21 protein-coding genes are annotated in these 20,583 nt (G+C 35.7%); 11 read left to right on the plus strand and 10 right to left on the minus strand.

The features are described from left to right. Window positions 1-199 precede the first annotated feature (199 nt). Both M902_RS06810 and M902_RS06815 read left to right on the plus strand, forming a co-directional pair. Complete coding sequence (locus M902_RS06810) at window positions 200-2,317, plus strand: hypothetical protein (RefSeq protein ID WP_021267042.1); 2,118 nt, start codon at window positions 200-202, stop codon at window positions 2,315-2,317. A gap of 9 nt (window positions 2,318-2,326) precedes the next feature. Continuing rightward, complete coding sequence (locus M902_RS06815) at window positions 2,327-3,097, plus strand: hypothetical protein (protein WP_021266980.1); 771 nt, start codon at window positions 2,327-2,329, stop codon at window positions 3,095-3,097. Between the two features lies 1 nt (window position 3,098). Here the strand turns inward: M902_RS06815 and M902_RS06820 are convergent, their stop codons facing one another. After that, a complete protein-coding gene (locus M902_RS06820; protein ID WP_021266635.1) occupies window positions 3,099-4,043 on the minus strand; it encodes a nitronate monooxygenase family protein in 945 nt (314 codons plus the stop codon). Further along, entirely contained in the window at window positions 4,033-4,785 is a 753-nt protein-coding gene (locus M902_RS06825) for a tRNA (5-methylaminomethyl-2-thiouridine)(34)-methyltransferase MnmD (protein ID WP_021266623.1), read from the minus strand. Before M902_RS06825 ends, M902_RS06820 begins: the two co-directional genes overlap by 11 nt. Before the next feature lie 77 nt (window positions 4,786-4,862). On the opposite strand from M902_RS06825, the gene M902_RS06830 reads away from it, so the two are divergent. After that, window positions 4,863-5,576, plus strand: a complete 714-nt coding sequence (locus tag M902_RS06830; protein WP_021266803.1) for a hypothetical protein — start codon at window positions 4,863-4,865, stop codon at window positions 5,574-5,576. Between the two features lie 25 nt (window positions 5,577-5,601). Here M902_RS06830 and M902_RS06835 read toward each other — a convergent pair whose 3' ends face one another. Next, entirely contained in the window at window positions 5,602-7,362 is a 1,761-nt protein-coding gene (locus tag M902_RS06835) for an acyl-CoA dehydrogenase family protein (RefSeq protein WP_021266910.1), read from the minus strand. 60 nt (window positions 7,363-7,422) lie between these two features. On the opposite strand from M902_RS06835, the gene M902_RS06840 reads away from it, so the two are divergent. Next, window positions 7,423-8,028 (plus strand): tRNA-uridine aminocarboxypropyltransferase, encoded by a 606-nt coding sequence (locus M902_RS06840; protein ID WP_021267023.1) that lies wholly within the window; start codon window positions 7,423-7,425, stop codon window positions 8,026-8,028. A gap of 7 nt (window positions 8,029-8,035) precedes the next feature. Here M902_RS06840 and M902_RS06845 read toward each other — a convergent pair whose 3' ends face one another. The 3 genes from M902_RS06845 to M902_RS06855 form a co-directional block, all read right to left on the minus strand. Beyond that, window positions 8,036-8,470, minus strand: coding sequence for a DNA starvation/stationary phase protection protein (locus M902_RS06845; protein ID WP_021266915.1), 435 nt, complete (start codon window positions 8,468-8,470; stop codon window positions 8,036-8,038). Between the two features lie 103 nt (window positions 8,471-8,573). Further along, on the minus strand, window positions 8,574-9,206 hold the full coding sequence (locus tag M902_RS06850) for a hemolysin III family protein (protein WP_021267128.1): 633 nt from the start codon (window positions 9,204-9,206) through the stop codon (window positions 8,574-8,576). A 76-nt stretch (window positions 9,207-9,282) separates the two neighbouring features. Further along, window positions 9,283-10,107, minus strand: coding sequence for a hypothetical protein (locus M902_RS06855; RefSeq protein WP_156979739.1), 825 nt, complete (start codon window positions 10,105-10,107; stop codon window positions 9,283-9,285). 92 nt (window positions 10,108-10,199) lie between these two features. On the opposite strand from M902_RS06855, the gene M902_RS06860 reads away from it, so the two are divergent. Continuing rightward, window positions 10,200-10,676, plus strand: coding sequence for a GreA/GreB family elongation factor (locus M902_RS06860; RefSeq protein ID WP_021266985.1), 477 nt, complete (start codon window positions 10,200-10,202; stop codon window positions 10,674-10,676). Here M902_RS06860 and M902_RS15840 read toward each other — a convergent pair. Next, complete coding sequence (locus tag M902_RS15840) at window positions 10,673-11,416, minus strand: SOS response-associated peptidase family protein (RefSeq protein ID WP_021266711.1); 744 nt, start codon at window positions 11,414-11,416, stop codon at window positions 10,673-10,675. The two genes, M902_RS06860 and M902_RS15840, sit on opposite strands and share 4 nt — an antisense overlap. A 70-nt stretch (window positions 11,417-11,486) precedes the next feature. On the opposite strand from M902_RS15840, the gene M902_RS06870 reads away from it, so the two are divergent. Beyond that, entirely contained in the window at window positions 11,487-11,762 is a 276-nt protein-coding gene (locus tag M902_RS06870) for an acylphosphatase (RefSeq protein ID WP_021266576.1), read from the plus strand. Here M902_RS06870 and M902_RS06875 read toward each other — a convergent pair. Beyond that, window positions 11,759-12,061: a metal-sensitive transcriptional regulator gene (locus tag M902_RS06875; RefSeq protein ID WP_021267066.1), complete on the minus strand. Its 303-nt coding sequence runs from the start codon at window positions 12,059-12,061 to the stop codon at window positions 11,759-11,761. The two genes, M902_RS06870 and M902_RS06875, sit on opposite strands and share 4 nt — an antisense overlap. A 177-nt stretch (window positions 12,062-12,238) precedes the next feature. On the opposite strand from M902_RS06875, the gene M902_RS06880 reads away from it, so the two are divergent. Continuing rightward, window positions 12,239-13,909, plus strand: a complete 1,671-nt coding sequence (locus M902_RS06880) for a S8 family serine peptidase (protein ID WP_021266994.1) — start codon at window positions 12,239-12,241, stop codon at window positions 13,907-13,909. Here the strand turns inward: M902_RS06880 and M902_RS06885 are convergent. Together M902_RS06885 and M902_RS06890 are read right to left on the minus strand one after the other, a co-directional pair. After that, complete coding sequence (locus M902_RS06885) at window positions 13,902-16,202, minus strand: hypothetical protein (RefSeq protein ID WP_021266602.1); 2,301 nt, start codon at window positions 16,200-16,202, stop codon at window positions 13,902-13,904. The two genes, M902_RS06880 and M902_RS06885, sit on opposite strands and share 8 nt — an antisense overlap. After that, on the minus strand, window positions 16,202-16,675 hold the full coding sequence (locus M902_RS06890; RefSeq protein ID WP_156979740.1) for a hypothetical protein: 474 nt from the start codon (window positions 16,673-16,675) through the stop codon (window positions 16,202-16,204). Before M902_RS06890 ends, M902_RS06885 begins: the two co-directional genes overlap by 1 nt. Before the next feature lie 95 nt (window positions 16,676-16,770). Here M902_RS06890 and M902_RS06895 point away from each other — a divergent pair, with 95 nt between their 5' ends. From M902_RS06895 to M902_RS06910, 4 genes are all read left to right on the plus strand, one after another. After that, on the plus strand, window positions 16,771-18,126 hold the full coding sequence (locus M902_RS06895; RefSeq protein WP_021266709.1) for a hypothetical protein: 1,356 nt from the start codon (window positions 16,771-16,773) through the stop codon (window positions 18,124-18,126). Between the two features lie 169 nt (window positions 18,127-18,295). Beyond that, window positions 18,296-18,742, plus strand: a complete 447-nt coding sequence (locus M902_RS06900; RefSeq protein ID WP_021266778.1) for a hypothetical protein — start codon at window positions 18,296-18,298, stop codon at window positions 18,740-18,742. 118 nt (window positions 18,743-18,860) lie between these two features. After that, complete coding sequence (locus tag M902_RS06905) at window positions 18,861-19,844, plus strand: PHB depolymerase family esterase (RefSeq protein ID WP_021267088.1); 984 nt, start codon at window positions 18,861-18,863, stop codon at window positions 19,842-19,844. A gap of 41 nt (window positions 19,845-19,885) precedes the next feature. Further along, a complete protein-coding gene (locus M902_RS06910; RefSeq protein WP_040314236.1) occupies window positions 19,886-20,488 on the plus strand; it encodes a hypothetical protein in 603 nt (200 codons plus the stop codon). The last annotated feature ends 95 nt before the right edge of the window (window positions 20,489-20,583 follow it).

Raw genomic sequence — 20,583 nt, forward strand, 5'->3', positions numbered from 1 at the left:
ACAGGTGACACAAAGTAACTGTCTGATTTGCTCAGGATCAGAGCGGCGCCACAAAAGATTCAAATCTATATTATAAATAATGTTTTAAGTTACAAGTAGTCTAATTAATTTGTGTTAGCCTAGCTAAGTGTTTTTTATTGTAGAAAAAAGTTCATCTTTCCGATTGGGGAGATATCTAATTTTATATGGATGGAATGTAATGAAGCGTAAAAAGACACTAGAAATTGCTAGTATCCTATTTTGTAAATTAATACTTGGGACTTTGTTTATATTGCCAATAAAAGTAAGTGCTGACGTCTATCAATGTCGCGTATTTTATGGAATGAAGTCAGATCAGTTCTTAGTATGTAAAGACAAACAAGTGTTAAAGCTTATACAGAATGGTCGGGCCAAAGATAATATTCTCGATTTAAGGAAATTATTAGAAGTTAAGAAAAGCTCTGGAAAGAGCCGTATTAGTAAAGACATATTACAGCGTAGATATAAATCAACCTATTTTGATATTACGACAGAAAAGAACTCTATAAGCACAAGTGCTGTTTATAATATTGATCATGAGTTATCAGCTTTCGCCTATGTTCTCTATGCAGTAAAAATGAGAAATACTCGTGCATTGATAGAGCTCATTGATCATTATGAATCCGATTATTTAAAATATGTTGCACTTCGCTTTTCATTTTTATTATCTGAAGAGGTAGAGATTCTTAAATCAATAGGTGAGGATATACTTCTTGAAGCAAGTTTGTATGATGATTACTTCTTTTCAATCATAGAGAATTACCAATACAGTGAAGATGCTTTAGAGCGTTTTTTAGTGAAACTTGAAGATTTTGCTTCTCATAAGAAGAGTAATCAAAACTATGGAAGTATTGAGAGTAAGTTATTGGATGATCAATTTGTGTTTGAAAAAGTACAAAAGTTGATTAAGGTTGGCCTACCTGCAAATAGAGTTATGAAAGTAATGACGAATAGTTATAAGTTCAAAGTATCACTAAGCAAGAAGCGATTAAAGTTCTTATATGATCATGGGTATTCTCTATCTGAAACGTTTGTCTTAAAAAAGAACACTTTAATTTCACCACTGTCATTCTTACTACGAGAATCAAGTCAAAGCTATCTGGAGGAATATGTTTTCGAATTATCGTCTTATCTTAAAAGTGTCGATAGAGAAACTAGGGATAGTTTCTATAAAGATATTTTAAAGAATGAAAATATTAAAAATTATGAAAATTTAATGATTAAAAATAATTATTTTTTTAGTGATGGGACTAATATTGTAGACTATGCGTGGAAGAATCGTTTGTATTACGCATTTTTCAAACTGCTTGATGGTTTTACTTATTCAAAATCAATTAATCCAAGAGAAGTTTCTAAGGAGGAAATTCGTCCTCTTATTAAGAGTCTTATCAAAGTAAGCCGGCGTATCGTAAATGATCCAAGGTATTACTCTCTGACAATATTAATAAAGAATGAGTTAGATGAGCTCGAAAATGAATATCGTAAAAATTTTAAAAAGGTATTTGAGTATAATGAAGTAGAGCTTAGCTACTTGTCTAAAGTTCATGAAGTCGTAGCAAAATATAAGGATATTAGAGGGAATCATTTTCGTGAAACGATTGAGTTTATCTCAAAGAATAAAAAGAAGATCAAAATTAATAATAAATTAAAATTATCTTATAATGTTGAAGCATTAGACATTGTTTCATCTCGTGCTCAAAGATATGAATACATCTTAAATAATGTTCAAAAGGATTCTGAAAGTTCATTTAGTTTGATCTGTATGGATGATCGTCTAAGACCTCTTGATGTGTATGATGCAACTTTAGTGATGGATAAAGAGAGCAAAAATGGAAAAGTTTATTACAAATCTTTAGTGAATCACCTTTCTGCTGAAATATGTACTTATTATTATAGGCCATCTGATTTAAATCATATTGAAAGAATTTCGAAAATGAGTTTCTTTGAGAGTGAAAATGATGTTCAACCTAAGAAAGGGAGCTCTGTTCCAATATATGAAAAAGGCAAATATTATATTGGTTTTAAAGATTTTGGTGAGGGGAAAGGAGTACTTACAACTAAAATAGATAATGAGTTGTTTAATGTTGTTACAATAAATTGTCATTCTTTGGGCCTCGATCGTAGGCATCTCAGGTGTGATCACCGTGTTAGTATTATTAGTTATGGTGATATTAATAATGATGGGATTAATGATTACATTCTTAGGTTAACTAATGAAAAAGCAAAATTTTCTAGTTTCTTTAGTACCGTTGTTTTTATTTCAAATAAACGAGGTCACGACAATGTTATGTTACACTAAGGTTTTTTAATGAAAAAAAATATCTACAAAATCATACTCTATCTTTCTGCAATATTGTTTGCTGGCTTCTGCTTGTTCCTGTTTAATCCTATCACCGGTGGACTAGGTGCGTACGCCTTAATCTCTGAGTTAAGACGTACGCCGGATCTTTTCACTCTTCTAAATGCAGATAAGACAGACTCTCTTTCTGGTGTTGATATGAACTTAGATGGTATAAGAGATGATGTTTATAGTTTTTCTATGAAAAATATAAAGAATAATAAAGTTCAAAAAGATCTTATGATCACTTATTTACAATATTATGAGCGTATTTTTTATGTTGAAAAATATTTTGTATCGCAGCTCAAGAGAGAAATTGAAATTTATAGAAATCTTGATTTTTGTATTGGTGATCATATTGATTTTGATGATTACGACTTCAGAAAAAAAATGTTTTATCTTTATTTTAATACAGAAAAAAGAAGAGGTTACTATAGAAATATAGTTATTAAGTATGATGATATATACCCACAGAAGGATTATAGCACTTATGATTTTATTTCCTTTTATGAGCGTTGCTCTTACTTTCAAAATATTGATTTGTTTCCAATTCAGTTCAAGCTTTATCGAAAGCACTTCAATAATGACATTACTCAGGCCAAGCGTATTTCATTATACTCATACTCGGAGTTGATCGATATGAGAATATCTGCTCATGAGTTGGAAAGCATCAAAGTCTTTTATAGAGAGCTCGATGCACGCTACAAAGAAGGACAATTTAGTGATATGAGAGGTTGGTAGCTTATCTGAAAACTGTGGTAAGACTCTTCATCACTTCACTAACACTTGGCAGATCACGAATGGCACCCGATGCCTGGCCCACCTCCAATTCACCTTCCTCTATATCACCATCAAGCATACCAAGCTTGGCGCGTCCTTTTCCTAGGTGCTCAACTAGCTTTTCAACTGGTGCACATTCGAGTTCGAGTTTAAGTGACTCCATGGCAAATTTATTTTTTAAAAGTCTCACTGGTACATATGGTTTCATTTGAAGGCGAGTGTCTCCAGGCCCTGCTTTTAAGATCATCTCTTTATAATTCTGGTGGGCGCTACTTTCTTTGGTCATAAGAAAGCGTGTTCCAAGTTGGAGACCGCTTGCTCCAAGGCATAGGCCTGCGGCAATTGTACGTTCATCAAAGATTCCACCTGCTGCAATGACTGGGATTTTAACTGTATCGCAAACTTGTGGGATAAGACACATTGTTGTGATTTCATCTCTTCCATTGTGACCTCCGGCCTCAAAACCTTCGGCAACAATGGCGTCTACACCAGCATCTTCACACTTCTTGGCAAGAGCAGGGCTTGAGGTTACATGAACAACTGTGCATCCTTGGTCTTTTAAAAACTTTGTATATTTCTTAGGTGAGCCTGCTGAAGTAAAGAAGATTTTAATTCCTTCATCTAGGCAGGTTTGGATTTGTTCTTCTGCAAGACGATACAGAAGAGGAACGTTAACTCCTATATGCTTACCTTCATCTAAAAGTGATTTAGCTTTTCTTAAATGTTGCCTTAAAAGATCCGGCTTCATTGAACCGGCACCAATAAGACCTAGGCCTCCAGCATTACTTACTGCGGCAGCTAATTTTGAGCCTGAGACCCAAACCATACCACCTTGAATGATAGGGTACTTAATATTAAAGAGCTTACAAATTACATTATCTTTTAAATCGAATATATTAAATTTCATTTAAATCCTTGTCTGAAAGAGGGGGAGTCTTTGATCGACTGAGCTCTACCTCTAATTTTTCGTCTTTGTATTGGCCGTCAGTGAAAGCCCGAGTGGCGGTTCGTTTATTGCCAAAACCTTTCATATTGGTAACGTGAAAGTCTGCTTCTAACATGGCCTTTCTTATTTTGACCGATGCACTATATGTTGTCATTACTGAATTATTACTACACAAGCTACGCAGATTCCTGAACCATTCTTTAGTCCATAATGAAGGATTTTTAGTAGGTGAAAAAGCATCTTGATAAATACAGTCCACCTTAATATCTTCTAGGATAAGTTTCTTTATAGTTTCTCTGGCGTCACCAATAAGAATTTCAACTTCAAAATTATCACTGATGGCAAATTTAATTTTATCATCAGAAATTTCTCCTTTTGAAAAGTTATTCTGATGACAAACCCATTGAGCAAGTTCAGGATCAATTTCTGTAGAAATAAACTTGATCTTATTTTGACAGTTTTTTGTTTCATTAAAGGTTGCCGTAATTCCTAGGCCTACTCCAAGTCCAATCTCTAAAATAATTATAGGAGAGTTGTTTGCTCGGGCAAGAACGTCACATCCATAAACATAGTTATGAAGGGTTTCTTCATATGCTCCAGCAATAGAATGACAATTCTCATTAAAGAGGCCACTGTGAAGTGTGAGATGGCCATCAGCGGTTTCTACCGCTTGGTATTCACCTAATTTTGTTTTGAATTTCATAGGTAAAATTTAACATTTGAGCTATTTCACGGCCATGGAAATTTAAGTTTACTTAAGTGTATCCGACAAGATTATTGATGAATAAGGTTTTAAAATCAAAATTCTTTCATATTTTAATGGCCATTACCGCTTCCCTTGTGATGTCTTCATGTGGTGAATACGGTGGTGGTCCTGCACCTCTTTCGAGTGCTCAAATCGGAAGTATTGTTGAAGTTCAACCTTCGTTAGATGAGCTCTCTCTCTCTAATGCCCGTTCTGCCTGTTCTCGTTTAAGAGCAATGAGAATGAATCTAGCAAGTACTGACGATATCGACACGATTAAATTTGAAGTACGTAGTGGCTCTTGTAATGGAAACCCTGATGTTGCGACAACCAGAGCTACAGTAGATGCTGTTTTTAATAATAAAATTACATTATCAGTAACGACTCTGTCTCAATATGATATTCCTGGCAAGTTACTAGAGGAAACTGTTAATACGGATGAAGATGGAATTATGCAACAATTTTGTCATGCATTCTTTAATAACGCTGATCCTAATCAAGTTTACTCAAACTTCTTAGCTCTAGGAGTTGTATATTCTTTTCCTAATTCAAATACTATAATGAGAAGTGTTGTGACTAAGAATACAGCAAATGAAACAATATTATCACAAAAGAAAACTTATATAATTGAAGCAAACTCAGTTGCTACTAGAAATGCTATGATTGAAAAGATCGAATATGAAACACAATGCTCCAATGGAAATGTGAAGTACGATTACCAAAATATTGAAGAATATTCTCTAAAATAAAAAAGCCTCTTTCGAGGCTTTAAAATTATCTAATGTCCCAGTCATTATAAATTGCAGTAAGTCTTGGTGTAACAAGTCTCATATAACGTGAAAATAAATCATATCGTGTTTTATCAATAGAGGCATGGTTAGCAAGTACTCTTAATGTTTCAAGGTAAGAAAGGCCTTGGCAGATTGTTTCTGCGTGAACCATTAGCTTATCGACATTCTCCTCGTTCATCCATGCCTTTGGATTAGCAAGATCGGAGAGACTATCTGGCTTAAGACACTTGATGATTAACTTAACAAGGCTCTTTTTGAAAGTGTATTGAGTTGAAGTTAATTCCTTTTGCTCTTTACTGTCTGCACTTACCCAAGAAAAAGCAGGGTGCTTGATAAAAAGGTTCTTAAAGTATTTGTCAGGATTTTTAGCAATATACTTAATCATATCCTTAAGTGCCATAAGGGCCTGAATCTGACTTGTTCCTTCATATAGTAGTGGCCCAAATGAATCACGGTGATAGCGACTCATTGGATACTCTTCCATGAAACCATAACCTCCAAGTACTTGAATGGCCTTAGTTGATAAGTAAGTATAAGCTTCACATGAATAGTATTTCACAAGTGGAGTACGCTTTCTTGTCCAGATTGAAGCATTTTTAAACTGTGCTTCCTCTTCGCTAGAAAGTTCACCAGTCATTTTCTTTTTCAAGTCTAACTTTTGAAAAATATCATACGAAGAAATTGTATCAACAAGAAGTGCTCTTAGGGCATCTCTTTCTGTTTCAAAATCTTCCAGATTTCTCTTCATTAGTGGAAGCTCTGAAATAGGTTTATCAAATTGCATACGTTCATCGGCATATTTTCTTGCATAACCAATACAACCTTCGATTCCACCTAAGGCCTGCATACCAACAGCAATACGCGCCTCATTCATTAGGTGAAGCATATACTTAAAGCCTTGACCTTCTTCTCCAATTAGACGAGCAATCGAATTTTCATAGACTACTTCACAAGTAAAAGAGCCGTGCATTCCCATTTTATGCTCGTTCTTTGCAACGATAAAGTTTGGCCCTTCAATGCCTTTTTCATCTTGCTCACAAAGGAATAGTGATAGACCTGGAAGGCCCTCTGGCGCTCCTTTTATACGTGCTAGAACAAATCCCACTCCGCCACCACCATTTGTGATGAAGATTTTTGATCCATTAAGCTTGTATGTTCCATCTCCAACAGGAGTTGCTGAAGTTTTTATCATTCCAAGGTCTGAACCACACCCCGGCTCTGTTAAATTCATTGAACCTGAAAGCTCTCCAGCGATGATTTTTGGAACAATTCTTTGTGCTGTTTCATGATCACAAAAACGATGAACCATATCTGCAATCGAACTAAAGAACGCCAGTTGTGTACACTGTGAGTTACAGGCGCGAGATAGCTGCTCTAGTAAAACCATAAGTGCTACTGCTGGTAGACCCATTCCGCCAAAGTCTGTAGGAAGACTCACGCCAAATGCTCCTAGCTCTGTTGCTTCTTGGTAAAAAGTACTTAGTTCTGGCCCTGGGATCGTTCGTCCGTCCTTTACTTCACCTGCGCCATTTTGATCAATGGCCTCTGCTCTGTTGTAAACAGCGTCGGCCGCCCAACTCCCTGTTTGAGTTAGAAGCTCTTCCATAAAGCCTAGGATTTCTTCTTCATTATTAAAGCCATCTTCAGTAGGGAAGTTTGGATAGTACATTGGAATGATTGTTTTCCAATCAATCGCGTTTCTAAGCATCCACTTCCATTCACTTTCATCACTAAAATAATTCATTTTTTACCTTTCCTTTATTTTAAAATCGAATAAATGCACTAATTATGATAAATCAAACCTATGTCAAAGTCACGTCGAGATACAAGAGATTCCCGTTGTCCAAATTGTCGCATCAATACTCATTGGTGCTTTTGTGACGTTTTAAAACCGTTTGCTAACCAAACTAAAGTGATTATACCGATGCATTTTACAGAGCGTTGGCTAACGAGTAATACGGCCTATTTCGCAACAAAAGTACTTAAGAATTGTGAAATTATGGAGCGAGGTAATCTGGAAGCACCTTTTGAGGTTAATAGCTTTAATTTTGAAAAATTTGACTATATCTACCTTTTTCCGACAGATGATTCACTCCCTTTAAATGAATATAAGCAGACAGATAAAACGCCTTGTCTCGTTGTTCCTGATGGTTCGTGGTCGAAGGCAAAGAAATTTCACAAGCGTGAAGATGTTCTAGCGAAAATGCCAAAGTATCATTTGATCGATGTAGGCCATAGTATTTATGAATTAAGAAAATCTCCAGGGGAAAACTTTCTTTGTACTTATGAGGCCATAGCCCACGCATTGGCGGTACTTGATGGAGTAGCTGTGAAACATCATATGATTGATATCTTCAAGGTTATTGTTGAGCGCATAAAAAAAAGCCGAAAGGGTGACTTTCGGCTTTAATATTTCTTTATTCTAGCATTGCTCTTAATTGCCAATTCTCTTTCTCTAGCCAAGCAACCTTTTCATCTGCATAAGCTACTGTTGTTGCATCATTTTCATCACCTGCTGTTGACGATAATTCTCTAAAGGCCTCAAGGAAATACTGGTTATCTTTTAAGATTAGCTCTAGTGCCTGAGTGCTTGTAAAAGAGGACTCGTTAGTTTCTTTAATACGGCTAATTTCAAGCGCATTAGACATAGTTAAAACCGGTTTTTGTCCTAATTGTAATTGTCTTTCTGCTAAATCATCAAAAACGATGGCAAACTCATTATATAAAGTTTCTGTTAGTGCATGAATTGGTTGAAACATCATCCCTGTTACATTCCAGTGAATATTGTGAAGTTTCATAAAGTAAACTTGAGCATCTGCTTGAATTAGTTTTAATTGATTAATTGTGTTCATACGTTCTCCTTTATTTTTTTTAAGTATAACAATAATAATTATATGAATCCAATAAAGAATCTATGTCAGCTCATAGTAAAAATCTATTGAATATTAAGTCAAATTAGACATATGCATACACTGCATAAAAGTGAGAAGTTGTCCCTAAAAGAACACAAATGTGCCAGATTGCATGGCCTAGGTAGAGGCTTTCGCGTAAGTAGAATAGAACTCCACTCATGTAGCATGCTCCTCCGATAACAATCCACTTAAGACAGTCAAAACTAAGACTTGCAATCATCTCCGTTCTAATGGCAATTACCATCCAACCCATAATGAGACACAGGATAACTGTTAGGACTTCTGAGCGATTAAAGGCAAAGACTTTGATCAAGATTCCCAAAAAGGCCAAGGCCCAAATATTGATCATCATCCACATTCCAGTTTCACCCTTAATGGCAAGCATGAGAAATGGAGTATATGAGCCAGCAATTAAAAGGTAAATTCCAATATGATCCATTTTTCGAAAGATACTTTTTAGTTTTTTATGGGCCGTTCCATGATAGAGAGTGGACATTGTATAAAGAAATGTAATGGATAGTCCAAATACGGTGTAGGCGAATGTATGTAATCCAGTTTTGGCCTTTAAGATCATCATAATTGTTCCAACAACTCCTAGGATAATTCCAAGAGAGTGGGTTGTTGAGTTGATGATTTCTTCAAATTTAGAATAGAGTTCGCCATTACGTTCATGCATGCTGAAATTATATCAGATGTTAAGAAATTATGTAGATACGGCAAAGTTTCTCTTAACTGGTTTTAGGCCTTAGATGTCAATGTGAATGTGAAATTGTCGAATTTGCAAACCAGCATGGCAAACGCTTCTCAAGGTTCTTTATTGAGATATCGTCACCATTATATTCTAAGAGTGCCCCATTTTTGATGATATCCATACGACATTGTAGCGTAGGGTAACTATCTAAAGTTTTATCAACAATAGTAGGGTCAGAGTTTGTGATTTCTGTTTGTTTACTTGTATCTGAACTCATATGTGCAATTGCCTTTGGAAAGTCTTGGGCAACTTGCATTGTTTCGAAACAAAGTTCTTGGTTAAAGTTATCATTGGAAAATTTATCAAGGCATAGTGAGGCCACAAATGGATCTAATTCAATAGGAGAGTCAAAGTAGTTTGGGTTATTGATAACAAATTTCTTATAACAACTTGCTGCTGCAAAGAAGTCTGATTGACCTTCTGTACTCATTTGAGAAAAGTGCTTATTTTTCATTCTTGGTGATTTTCCAAGAATGTGACCGATTTCATGGCAGGCGGTAAATGCATAGGCCCTTTTTGTCATATTTGGCATACGGGCAAAACCACCCCAGAAATTGATATTGTAGTGATCTGTATCTTCATCATACAGTGCCCAAGCACTAAAGTAAGGTGTTTGCCAATCCAGTGTTTTAACTGAAATCCCACGCTTTTGCTTTACTGCTTCGTTTTGATAGAGTCTAAGTGCTTCCACCACAACAAAGTAAAAGTCTTGCTCCTTAACCTCTGAGCCTAGATCTTCATGTGCTAAAATCTGATATTCATGAGGATTGCGCTTATTAGCAAAAGAAGTCGTTAAGGTTAATAGCAAGGTGAGCAAGATTTTCATATGGCCAATTTATAGTACAAAAGGGGATTTTGCGGTATATTGTTGAAAATAATACAATCATTTTTAAAGGTAATTTACCGAAATTATTTACTATGAATAAAGAAACTATAATTAGTACATTAATCGAAAACTTAGAAACTGAGCTTACGAAGGCAAAGGCCGCTTTTGAGACAACTCGTACCATGTCCCAAGAGCCTGATATGGCCCAAGAAGGTAAGTATGACACTCGCGCAATTGAAGCGGGCTACCTTGCTGGAGCACAAAAAAAACGTGTAGATGAATTAGAGATCGATATCAATATGATTAAAGAGCTCTCTGAGGAGCTTCCAAATGGTGATAAAATTGCACTTGGATCACTGGTTGAGCTTAAATTCAATGAGCAAACTAGACACTACTTCATTACTCCAACTGCCGGTGGGACAATGCTAAATCTTGATGGCACTCCACTTCTTGTTATTTCTGTCTTTTCTCCAATTGGTAATGAGGCCTTAGGTATGGAAGTCGGCGATATCTTTGATGTAGAGACTGGTGATATTACTCGTGAGTACGAAGTCGTCTCAATTTCTTAATCTCTTACAAAATTGGCCCATTCGTAATCATAGTGTTCTTGGTACGGATGGGAGAGAATTTCATACACATCCTGTGTCTTGAGTTTTTTTGGATTTAGCCAATCATCTAAATATTCTTCTTTTAAAAAGATAGGGCAACGATCATGGCCCATAGCTTCTATTTCTTTAGGTGGATCAGTTGTTATAATAGCAAATGATTTAAAGCTTATTTGCTTATCCTTTGACGTCCATTCATCCCATAGGCAAGGTGCAAGGATTAGCTTGCCGTCTTCCGGATGAAATTTAATTAGTGCCTTCTTGCCATCTCTTTCAACCCACTCATAGAAAGCATCAAATGCAATTATTCCATGATTTTTCATAAAGAGAGGTCTCCACGTTTGTCGTTTCTCAAGTGAATCAAGTCTGGCGTTGAAGACATTGAACTTCGTTGGGACTTCTTCTTGAGAGCCTTGTGGCCGAATACGGTAGCGCATTGGTGAGATCGTTCTTTCATTGGCATCTTGGGTAACAACATTGGTGAAGTAATTTGGAAAGATACGGCCATCTTTATCTGCTGTTTTAAAGACATCGCTACTAGGCTTTCTCTTTAAACCAAGGATCTTTTTTAGAACTAGAGGATCGATTGATGCCTCGAATTCTTGTAATATGCGAAAAGATTCGTAAGCCTTTGTGTTTAAAGGAGTATTAAGCTTTTGTGAAAGCTCTTTTAAATCTGTTTGCGCTTGTATCGAAAAACACATAATAATATCTTAACATATAATTTAATAAAAATTGCATCTTCACTTAGTATGAGCATGTTAGGATAGTTTTATGATTAATAGAAGGTACCGCGTCGAGGGCGTTGTTCAAGGTGTTTGGTTTCGTAAAAGTACTTATGAGTTTGTTCTTAAGCATACACCAACAATCACTGGTTACGTTAAAAATCTAAAAGATGGCAGTGTTGAAGTGTTGGCCAGCGGTGAACTCGATGATATTACTAATTTAGAAGAATTTTTAAAGGTCGGCCCAGAGACGGCCAAGGTCACGAATGTGACAATTATTGAAGAGCTACCTGTCTCAAATTTTACAGAATTTCAAATTGGCTAGTCCTTTCTGATAATTGTACAAAGTTGATCTATTTTTTCATCAATTAATTTAGTGTCCTGCGATTGAATTGCTTTGGCAACACAACCTCTTAAGTGATTTTCCATTACTGAGCTTTCAAATCCACGAAGGGCGCCACGAATTGTTTTTGATCGGTGAACGATATTGATACAATACTTACCATCTTCAACTAAGTTAATAAGGGACTCAAGTTGTCCTTGAATTCGTTTTAGACGGTTAAGGTGTGAGCGGTGATCTGCACCAGGGGTATTGATAAATTTCTCAAGATCGATTTCTTTCATGGGGCCATATTAGCGAAGAGGCCAGAATTCGTCTATATAAACAAGTGATAAAAATAGCCTGCAGGGTATATAAAAAAACACTAAGCACTTGAATTTACACTGTCTAAAATATGTCTACGCATGTAATCTATTCATTATTTAGCTTTACGCTAAACCTTACATGATAAAACGCTTGATATGAAATATATCGCAACAGCAAGAATTCTTATTTTATCTCAACTCACATTTATGGCCACTATGGCCGCTCCATGCCCTGCAAATAAAATCGTAATCGATGGGAATTGGCAAACGACTTATCAGTGTAAAGACAATAAGCTATCAGCTTCTATTGAGACTTATTTGAAAACAGGTGCAAAGACAGGAGCAAGTACATATGACGAGCAAGGCAGAGTCCTTACAAATGACTCTTGGAGTACTGACGGTATTTATACGTACCATGCAGAGGTAGAGTATTTTGAGAATGGTCAACGACAAAAAAGTGTTTTCTTCATTGATGAAAATGGCGTTGTCACAGATAAAGTAAAGGAGAAAACAGTTGTAAAAGGTGATCTTGATGACCCCACAATTATAAAAGAATGGGTTATCTCGCAAAGTTCATATAAGCAAATTGGTATTAAACACTATCGTTATAATGACACAAATGAGGATGACTTCGATTTCTCTGCGCCAAAACCATATCGAATTGACGTTCTTACTCCTAACGGTGAAGTCTCAAAATTTTATGAGGTCGTTTATAATATGCAAGCACCCATGGCAAACCTTGTGTCTGAATTTAAGGCATACACAGCTGATGGTAATCTAATTGGCCATTACAATGAATCAGATACATTCAGTGTTAGTGAGCAACTTAAAAATTTTAATCTTACAGATAAAGAATACCAACGAAGACTTAGTATTTTTGAGGACAAGTCTCGTGAACCTGTCGTTATTATTGATACTGGTTTTGATATTATGCACCCTTCGTTAACTCATAAATTATATAACTCGCCATTTGATATTGCAGGTGATGGTATTGACAATGATAACAATGGGAGAGTCGATGACTCTTGGGGCTGGCAAAGACAAGATGACGCTGGTTTAAGTCTTTTAAGAGATGATAATAATATTCGTGAAACTCATTCTCTTGTTCATACTCCATACCCTGTTTCTCACGGTACTCACGTAGCTGCACTTGCTCTTAAGGATTTGGATAAATATGGACTAGTAGGCTTTGCAGGAGACGTCGCAATTACAGATCATCTTGAAAAAGCCGCTGAATATATTAAAGAAAAGAAAGTGAAATTTGTTAATATGAGTTTTGCTATTGGCTTTCCTGGGGCACCAATGTCTGCACCTCGTGAGTCTTTTTATTATCTTGAAAATACTTTTATTGATAACCCTGAAACGGTCTTTGTAGTGGCCGCGGGAAATGCTCGAGGTAATCTAGACCTCGATTTAAAAGGAAATGATAATTATCCGGCAAGTTATGATTATGCCAATATGATCAAGGTTGGGGCCTTAAATACAGCGTCTCTTAAAAAAGATAAGATGGATACTTATAGGCCAGCTAGTTTTTCAAAATTTGGAAATAAAAAAGTTCAAATCTTCGCTCCAGGGCAAGGTGTTGTATCAGCACAATCAGGTGGTGGTACAATTGCTTTAAACGGAACTTCGATGGCCGCTCCATTTGTAACAAATGTATTACTTAAGGGTCACAATCTTAACCCAGAACTATCTCCTTTAGAATTAAAGGATCTTCTACTGGCCACGGCATATATCCCAAGAAGTGGAAGACTCCCATGTGAGAGTGGTGGGATTGTAGATCCTGATGCCTTTTACAAGGCCGTACTTAAAACTAAATCTAATTAGAACGGCCCTTTGAAGCTTGTGAGAGCTGGCGCGACAGCTCTCTAATTTCTTCTAAGCTTTGATTTGAATAATCAGTATTCTTAATTGCTTCTTTTATGGCCTTGGCCTTTGGCTCGATAGACTTTATAAGGCTTCTTCTCTCATTATTCTTTGCCATAACCTCTCTCATAACAATTTTCAACTCACTTGCAATTGAATTCATGTCATTAGTTTGCGCTGCTCGATCTGCATTTGCGATAAAGTTACTTAGCACGTTTTTTGATCGTTCTGAGGCCATTGGCACTGAGTACTCGATGTCACCATCTCTTAGTATGATAGAATAGTAATTGTTGTTATCTCTGATAATTCTAACAAAGCTATCGTTTCCAATACTTATTCGATATGTTCCTTGTTCAATAATTGGTTTACTTATTTGAGAGGGGAGAATTCTCGACATTAAGTTTAGATTTAAAGAGTCATTTTGGACTTTAAAGCCTCTTGAAATATTAATAATCGTGTCGGCCTTTGCAGAAACTTTCGCAAGGGTAAGACCAATTTGAGGATCTTTTTGTATTTTACGTGTAACACTGTGAATGTCCTGAGCATGATTATATACTTCTTCCATTGAAAAATAATTTGTATAGGTTCTCCCATCGTGAAGTTTTCCATCTGGTTTAATGTGTTGGACGCGTAGATCGTATGGAGACTCTTTACCTTTTGAGCGATTATACTCGAATTTCGCATGTCTAAACTCGTGTGGAACAGTGTTGGCATATCCTCCATCTACGAGTTCTCTTAAGTTAGAGAAATTAAATGAAACGGTCCTTGTTGCACGATTTGAAGATCCCTGTGCAGGCTTTAAGTCATCCGGGTAGAAGATAATCTTTTGTCTAAAGTCGTCATTTCTAAAACGATTTAGTCTAAGGACTGCAGGATTATTTTGATCAGCTGCAAATCGATTAAATTGTAGTGCCTTTTTCTTTATAACTTCATTTGTTCCTTTTTTTATTGCCTGACTTTCGATAACACGAACAGAGAATCCTTGATTGTTCAACTCCTTTGCAAGTTTAATGACATTTTCATCAGAAGAATTTATCATAGTCGCCTCAATTGCTGCTGATGCTCTATTTTGAGAAAGCTTATTTTTCTCATCAATACGAAGTAAGTTTGCAAAACCAGTACTTGACACAAAAGTGGCATTATCTGATGCAATTAGAGTTTTATTTCTTTGATACATTTCTTGAGGAGAGATAACGATTTGGCTTCTTCCACTTAGTTTCATATAGGAAAGTAGCTCTTTGGCAGCTAAAGAACTTGAAGAAGCTAAGTCGCTTTCAGTTAGAAGTATTCTTTTTGACTTCTTTCCATCTATATCGATCATGTGGACACTATGTGGAAGGTCAACTTTATTGACGACTTGTAGTAATGCATCGATTTGAGCATTCGCAATTTCTGTAACTTGCTCAGGGCTTTCAAAGGCCCTCTTTGCTAAAGAAAGATCAAGTCTTGCTAGAAAACTCGACTCCGCAGAGTAAGGACCCTTCGTTGCAACAATATCTTCGTCAATGTCCTTATTCTCATGTATATTCGTTTCTAGCTCATTTTTAGCGAAGTCTTCATTAGTATAGCGCTTAACACCCTTACCTGATTTCAAAAGAAATTTTGCAACCTTCGCTATAACGATAGTTGGAGGAATCACATAAGAGCCTGCAAATTGACAGATTGCTTTTGTTCTAGCGGCAGGTGAGAGGCATGCATAGTTGGCCTGGGTAGAGTAGTATGCATCTTGAAGCATGTTAAATATGATTGTCCCCATCGTACTTGAAAAGTGTTTTGCAGCATTTATATAGTGCATAGGACCTAGACCTTCTGTTTCACTAAGTGAACGTGACCATTCCATTGCAAGCATATGCTTCGCACTTTGAAGTGTGTTTAGAAGTTCTTCGTTCTTTTCCCCACGGTATTCGTCATCAATAATATAATCAACGACAGAACCAATGAATTTCATGAATTCAACGGCCGAGCCCCAGAGCCCTTTTAGACATGAAATAAAATCAACAGCAATATTGCTTTCAACAATTAGCTTTGGGTCACATCTTCTTTTATCCACTGCCTCGACATCATCGCAAATAGATGAGTTGACAACAACTTCACAAAGTTTTTGTGAGTTCGTTTTATCTAATATATCTAGACTTCCAATTTCAATACACTGTGAGTGAGCAACACTTAAGTCGAGTTCATAGTTGCTCATTGGAACAAATGCATGGGCCGACATGCTTAGTACAACGACAAGAACTGTAGAAAGTCTTCTCATTATCTTTGCTCCGTTACAAATTGAAATTTTAATTTTAAATCTTTAATGTCTTCTTTAGTAAGTTTTTTTTCTGAGCTTAGCATCGTGATGATAGTGCGATCTTTGTAGAGACGATGGATTTCTGCAAGATAGATTTTTTTTGCTCTAGAATTTTGATAGCTCCCTAGCTTATAGAGATGGATATAATCTTTCTTTTTTGTGAACTTTAAGGAGTCAGTTTTAAAATCAGAGAAGTCACTATACTTGAGTATTTTATTTCTTTGATCTAAGTATTTTCTTATTTTTTCTTTAGTGTAATTTTCGATTTTGTTATTGGAGTTTTTATCTTCTACAGTAAGTCTCTTATGTGATTTTTTCCAAACCTGAATATTGTCAAAACTAATATCGAGGTCCCATGTTAAATTCTGATTATTACTAGCGAAAGTAAGATGTCCAAAAAGTAAAACTAATGTCATTAAAATCGTTCTTCTCATACTATATATTATCGGTTGGTTAATAAAGTGCTTTACTAATTTTAGCTACTTTTTCATCCGTAGACAGAGATTTTGGCCCGAGTTATCCTATTGGCATGAGAAAAGTAATATCAAAAATTGATCATTCTCTTAGTAGTGTTTATGGAACAGTCTCACTGCTTCTTATTTTTGTCATTTATTTAGTCATAGGTGCAATTGTTAATTATTTCTATGGGCCAAAAATCGCGTACACACTTGTTTTTAATGGGCCATTCTTTGCTTTTCTTCTTTCAGTAATTTCTCTTTCATTAATTCTTGGTCTTTTAAAAAAACGCCCTTTTCGCAGGAGATTTTTGGGGGTCTATTTTTTTTATCTCGGTTTAATTATTTTATTAGTCGTTACGACTATCTCTTCTTTTACCAATAAGAAAGGCCGTCTTAATTTAATAAGTGGTGTTGAAACAGATACTATCGAAATGTATAAGAATCAGGCCCTCATTAGAAATCGACAAACTGGTGAGACCTTATATGTTGATTTAGATTTTTCTATAAGGCCTCAGGGTTTAAATTTGGATTTTGGACCAGTTTATCTGATTTCATACTTACCGTTTAGTCGAAAGCATCATGCAAAATATGAAAGTCGTGGTGAAAATAGCGTTAGTATTTTGGGCCAATCGCGATATCTTTCTAACACTAAATCACAAACACTCTATCTTACGACAAATCAGGAAGATTATAGAAGTACGATAGTTGATGGAAATTTGGAAATTCTACTCTTTAATCAATTGATGTTGAAGTGTCTTGATAATTTATCGACAGTTAATCCTGATTGCTCTGTTTTTCTTCGTCGAAAATCAATCACAGATCTTAAGTCCGAATTATGTGTTAGCAACAAGCACTTAGTTAAGGAAGATGGTTTTTATTCTCTTGGTAACAACTGTCGATTAGATAGAGTCAAGCTTGAGCTAGTCGGAGAAACTTACAAGTATCGATTATTGGAATTTAAAAGGGATACTGCACTTAAGCTAGAATATCGCTATAGTAGTAACTATCAAGATAATAACTCTGATATCTTAAAGTATTATGAGAAAGGAAATACCCAAAAGATTTATCAAATGAAGCTTGGTGAAAAGAGGGAGATTATTGATTATGATGGCCGCTTCTACGATCTAAAATTTCAGAAGAAGCCATTACGGCTCCCATTTGATATACAGCTAGAAGATATTGATGATACTCGTGTCGCAACTATTCTTATTAACGGTAAAAAAGAACTAATAAAGTTAAATGATACACTTTATCGTGATTCATGGTTGATTAAATTCGATTCAATTGTAGATTTAAACAACCGAAGCTCAATTAGTTTAGCTCTTAATTATGAGCCTTGGCGTTTTATGAAGATTGTTGGATTTTCTATTTTTTGTTTTGGCATTATGCTTTTTGGCCTTGGCCTTTTATTTCGTAAGTCTCGATAAAATAGTTTCCCCCCAATGAAATCCTCTAGATAATGTAAAGTTAAGAGTTTTTATATAACATCGCTTTTATCTTTACCTTTCTTAAACTGACCTGATTGTCCATATTAGCTATAAGTTTCATCAAGAAAAAAACATTATTTTTTAACAATTGAAAACAGAGGGGAAACCTATGAAACATTTAGTTCTTATTTTATGTGCAGTATTTTCACTATCATCTTTTGCAAAGCTTCAAACAGCTAGTGTCGAAATCGATCGTTTTGACACAGAGGAACAAGCTAAGAAGGCATGTCTTGATGCTGAGGTCGAGTATGATGAAATCAAGGATGTCAAAGTTGATGGAATTGACTTTGAATTCGTAACAAGAAAGAAAGGAAGCGGTTACTTATGTGAAATCAGAACTACTCTAGATAGTTACGAGCAAGTACTTTCTAAGAAGAAAATCAAGCAAAAGATCACGAACAACTACGACAAGTCATACACAGAATGTATGAAAATGAGAAACAGAATTATCAACACGACGATAGGTTATGTATTCGGTGATGTTGATTTCTACAAAAAAGGTATGTTCGGCGGTGGAAAATACGTTTGTGAATTCAATTTTATTGTTGTTGAATAATCAAGGATTCTTAGGGGTTTGCTGATTGTTCCAGCTATATTGGGGGCTTTGTGAGGAGGCCCCCTTTAAATATTTCAAACCGATTTAAATTCGATAGAATTTGTTCTATAAGACTAAAATGAAAATATTAACGATCATCTTTTTTATCCTAATTTCAAATACTTTCGCACTAAATTTAAGTGATAAGGTAACGGTCTCTGGTATCTCTTCGGGGGGCTTCTTTGCCCATCAATTTCATATCGCAAATAGTAGTCTTGTAGAAGGTGCGGCTATCTTCGCTGCAGGACCTTATTATTGCGCAAAGGGTACAGTGGCCTTGGCCACTAATACTTGTATGAAGGGAAATGGGATTTGGGGAAGTGGTTATCAGTCTTATCTATTTGCTAGTGGACTAGCAATGATGGGACTTATTGATCCGATTTCTAATCTCAAAGAAGATAGAGTGTTTATCTTTTCAGGGCAAAACGATGAAACAGTTGTTTCAAGTGTTAGTGAAGAACTTAGAGACCTATATGCCTTCTTTGGTGTCAAAAAACTCGCATACGAAGGAACATTAGCGGCTGGACATACATTTCCTACTGAAAATAAGGGGATAGAATGCGAAGTTTCAAAAGTGCCTTATATTGGAAATTGCAATTATAATGGTGCTCTTATTTCTTTAACGACGCTTTACCCTGATAAGAAACAAAGACGATTTACTTTAAAGGGGAAAACTGAAGAAATTGATCAAACAAATTACTATTCAGCATTTGATGTTGGCGTGTTCTCTCCGCTGCTACAAGATAAGGCCTACTTATATATTCCTTCACGTTGTAAAGGAAGTAGAAGGTGTGAGCTTCATATTGCTTTTCACGGATGTAAACAAACAATTGATCATATTGATATGGGCTATATGGATGATACAGGAATTAAAGAAGCTGCTGATAAACTTGACCTTGTTGTTCTGTTTCCACAAGCAAAAAAATCTATGATTCCTGGACGTAATCCACATGGTTGTTGGGATTGGTGGGGACATTCTGGTGCGAATTATCATCTTAAGGATGGCCAGCAAATGCGAATAATTAAGGCCATGGTCTTAGATATTTTACAAAAATCTAAGTAGTTCATTGAAATACGAGAATTTCATGGTAAACAAAGAATATTGTGAAGACTTATACCAAGCTAATATTTATTCTCATATACTGCTCCTCTGTATTTTCAGTTGAAGTAGTCATTGATTTCTTTGAATATTCGACTTATTCAAATGATCATATTGTTGATCATATCTCTGAAGTAAGGGGACAGTTAGCAGCAACTACAAGAGGAAGCTTCTTTAATAAAAAATGTTTCAAAGAATATTATTCTAACTACCCTGACAAACCAACAACTGTTTCATACCTTTTAAAGGAAAATATTGTCTTTCCAATAATTGGAAGAAAGAGAATCAGTCTTGGTGATCTTAGAAAGACGTATAAAGACGCTAAGAAGGAACTATTACATAGACTTGCTAAGGAGTGTAAGACTAGTGATTATCTTCTAGTTCTTGTTAAAGGTAAGACGAAAAAAGGGCACTCATTTAAATCAGAGTTCTATATTGAATTTGGCAAAAATGAGCTTACTCTTATTTCTGGTATTGAAAAATACGAACTTAGTGATACTTCACCAAACGAATCAAGGCTAACACCTACGAGCCTACTCAAAGGCGATTGGGATAGTGTTTGGCGTGAACTTGAATTCAAAGAAAGCGGCTACGAAACAAATTTCTAACTTGGCCCATACCTTGCTGTTTATTACCCTGAATAAATAATTTGTTAAAGAATTTAGCACTTTATAGGTAAAGGAGCGTTCATTTTTTGAACAGC

This window comes from Bacteriovorax sp. BAL6_X (assembly GCF_000443995.1).
GTDB lineage: Bacteria > Bdellovibrionota > Bacteriovoracia > Bacteriovoracales > Bacteriovoracaceae > Halobacteriovorax_A.

What these genes read in the sequence shown, in the direction of transcription:
- M902_RS06810 (WP_021267042.1), top strand. Translation starts at nt 200, where the DNA reads ATGAAGCGTAAAAAGACACTAGAAATTGCTAGTATCCTATTTTGTAAA.
- M902_RS06815 (WP_021266980.1), top strand. Translation starts at nt 2,327, where the DNA reads ATGAAAAAAAATATCTACAAAATCATACTCTATCTTTCTGCAATATTG.
- M902_RS06820 (WP_021266635.1), bottom strand. Translation starts at nt 4,043, where the DNA reads ATGAAATTTAATATATTCGATTTAAAAGATAATGTAATTTGTAAGCTC.
- M902_RS06825 (WP_021266623.1), bottom strand. Translation starts at nt 4,785, where the DNA reads ATGAAATTCAAAACAAAATTAGGTGAATACCAAGCGGTAGAAACCGCT.
- M902_RS06830 (WP_021266803.1), top strand. Translation starts at nt 4,863, where the DNA reads ATGAATAAGGTTTTAAAATCAAAATTCTTTCATATTTTAATGGCCATT.
- M902_RS06835 (WP_021266910.1), bottom strand. Translation starts at nt 7,362, where the DNA reads ATGAATTATTTTAGTGATGAAAGTGAATGGAAGTGGATGCTTAGAAAC.
- M902_RS06840 (WP_021267023.1), top strand. Translation starts at nt 7,423, where the DNA reads ATGTCAAAGTCACGTCGAGATACAAGAGATTCCCGTTGTCCAAATTGT.
- M902_RS06845 (WP_021266915.1), bottom strand. Translation starts at nt 8,470, where the DNA reads ATGAACACAATTAATCAATTAAAACTAATTCAAGCAGATGCTCAAGTT.
- M902_RS06850 (WP_021267128.1), bottom strand. Translation starts at nt 9,206, where the DNA reads ATGCATGAACGTAATGGCGAACTCTATTCTAAATTTGAAGAAATCATC.
- M902_RS06855 (WP_156979739.1), bottom strand. Translation starts at nt 10,107, where the DNA reads ATGAAAATCTTGCTCACCTTGCTATTAACCTTAACGACTTCTTTTGCT.
- M902_RS06860 (WP_021266985.1), top strand. Translation starts at nt 10,200, where the DNA reads ATGAATAAAGAAACTATAATTAGTACATTAATCGAAAACTTAGAAACT.
- M902_RS15840 (WP_021266711.1), bottom strand. Translation starts at nt 11,416, where the DNA reads ATGTGTTTTTCGATACAAGCGCAAACAGATTTAAAAGAGCTTTCACAA.
- M902_RS06870 (WP_021266576.1), top strand. Translation starts at nt 11,487, where the DNA reads ATGATTAATAGAAGGTACCGCGTCGAGGGCGTTGTTCAAGGTGTTTGG.
- M902_RS06875 (WP_021267066.1), bottom strand. Translation starts at nt 12,061, where the DNA reads ATGAAAGAAATCGATCTTGAGAAATTTATCAATACCCCTGGTGCAGAT.
- M902_RS06880 (WP_021266994.1), top strand. Translation starts at nt 12,239, where the DNA reads ATGAAATATATCGCAACAGCAAGAATTCTTATTTTATCTCAACTCACA.
- M902_RS06885 (WP_021266602.1), bottom strand. Translation starts at nt 16,202, where the DNA reads ATGAGAAGACTTTCTACAGTTCTTGTCGTTGTACTAAGCATGTCGGCC.
- M902_RS06890 (WP_156979740.1), bottom strand. Translation starts at nt 16,675, where the DNA reads ATGAGAAGAACGATTTTAATGACATTAGTTTTACTTTTTGGACATCTT.
- M902_RS06895 (WP_021266709.1), top strand. Translation starts at nt 16,771, where the DNA reads ATGAGAAAAGTAATATCAAAAATTGATCATTCTCTTAGTAGTGTTTAT.
- M902_RS06900 (WP_021266778.1), top strand. Translation starts at nt 18,296, where the DNA reads ATGAAACATTTAGTTCTTATTTTATGTGCAGTATTTTCACTATCATCT.
- M902_RS06905 (WP_021267088.1), top strand. Translation starts at nt 18,861, where the DNA reads ATGAAAATATTAACGATCATCTTTTTTATCCTAATTTCAAATACTTTC.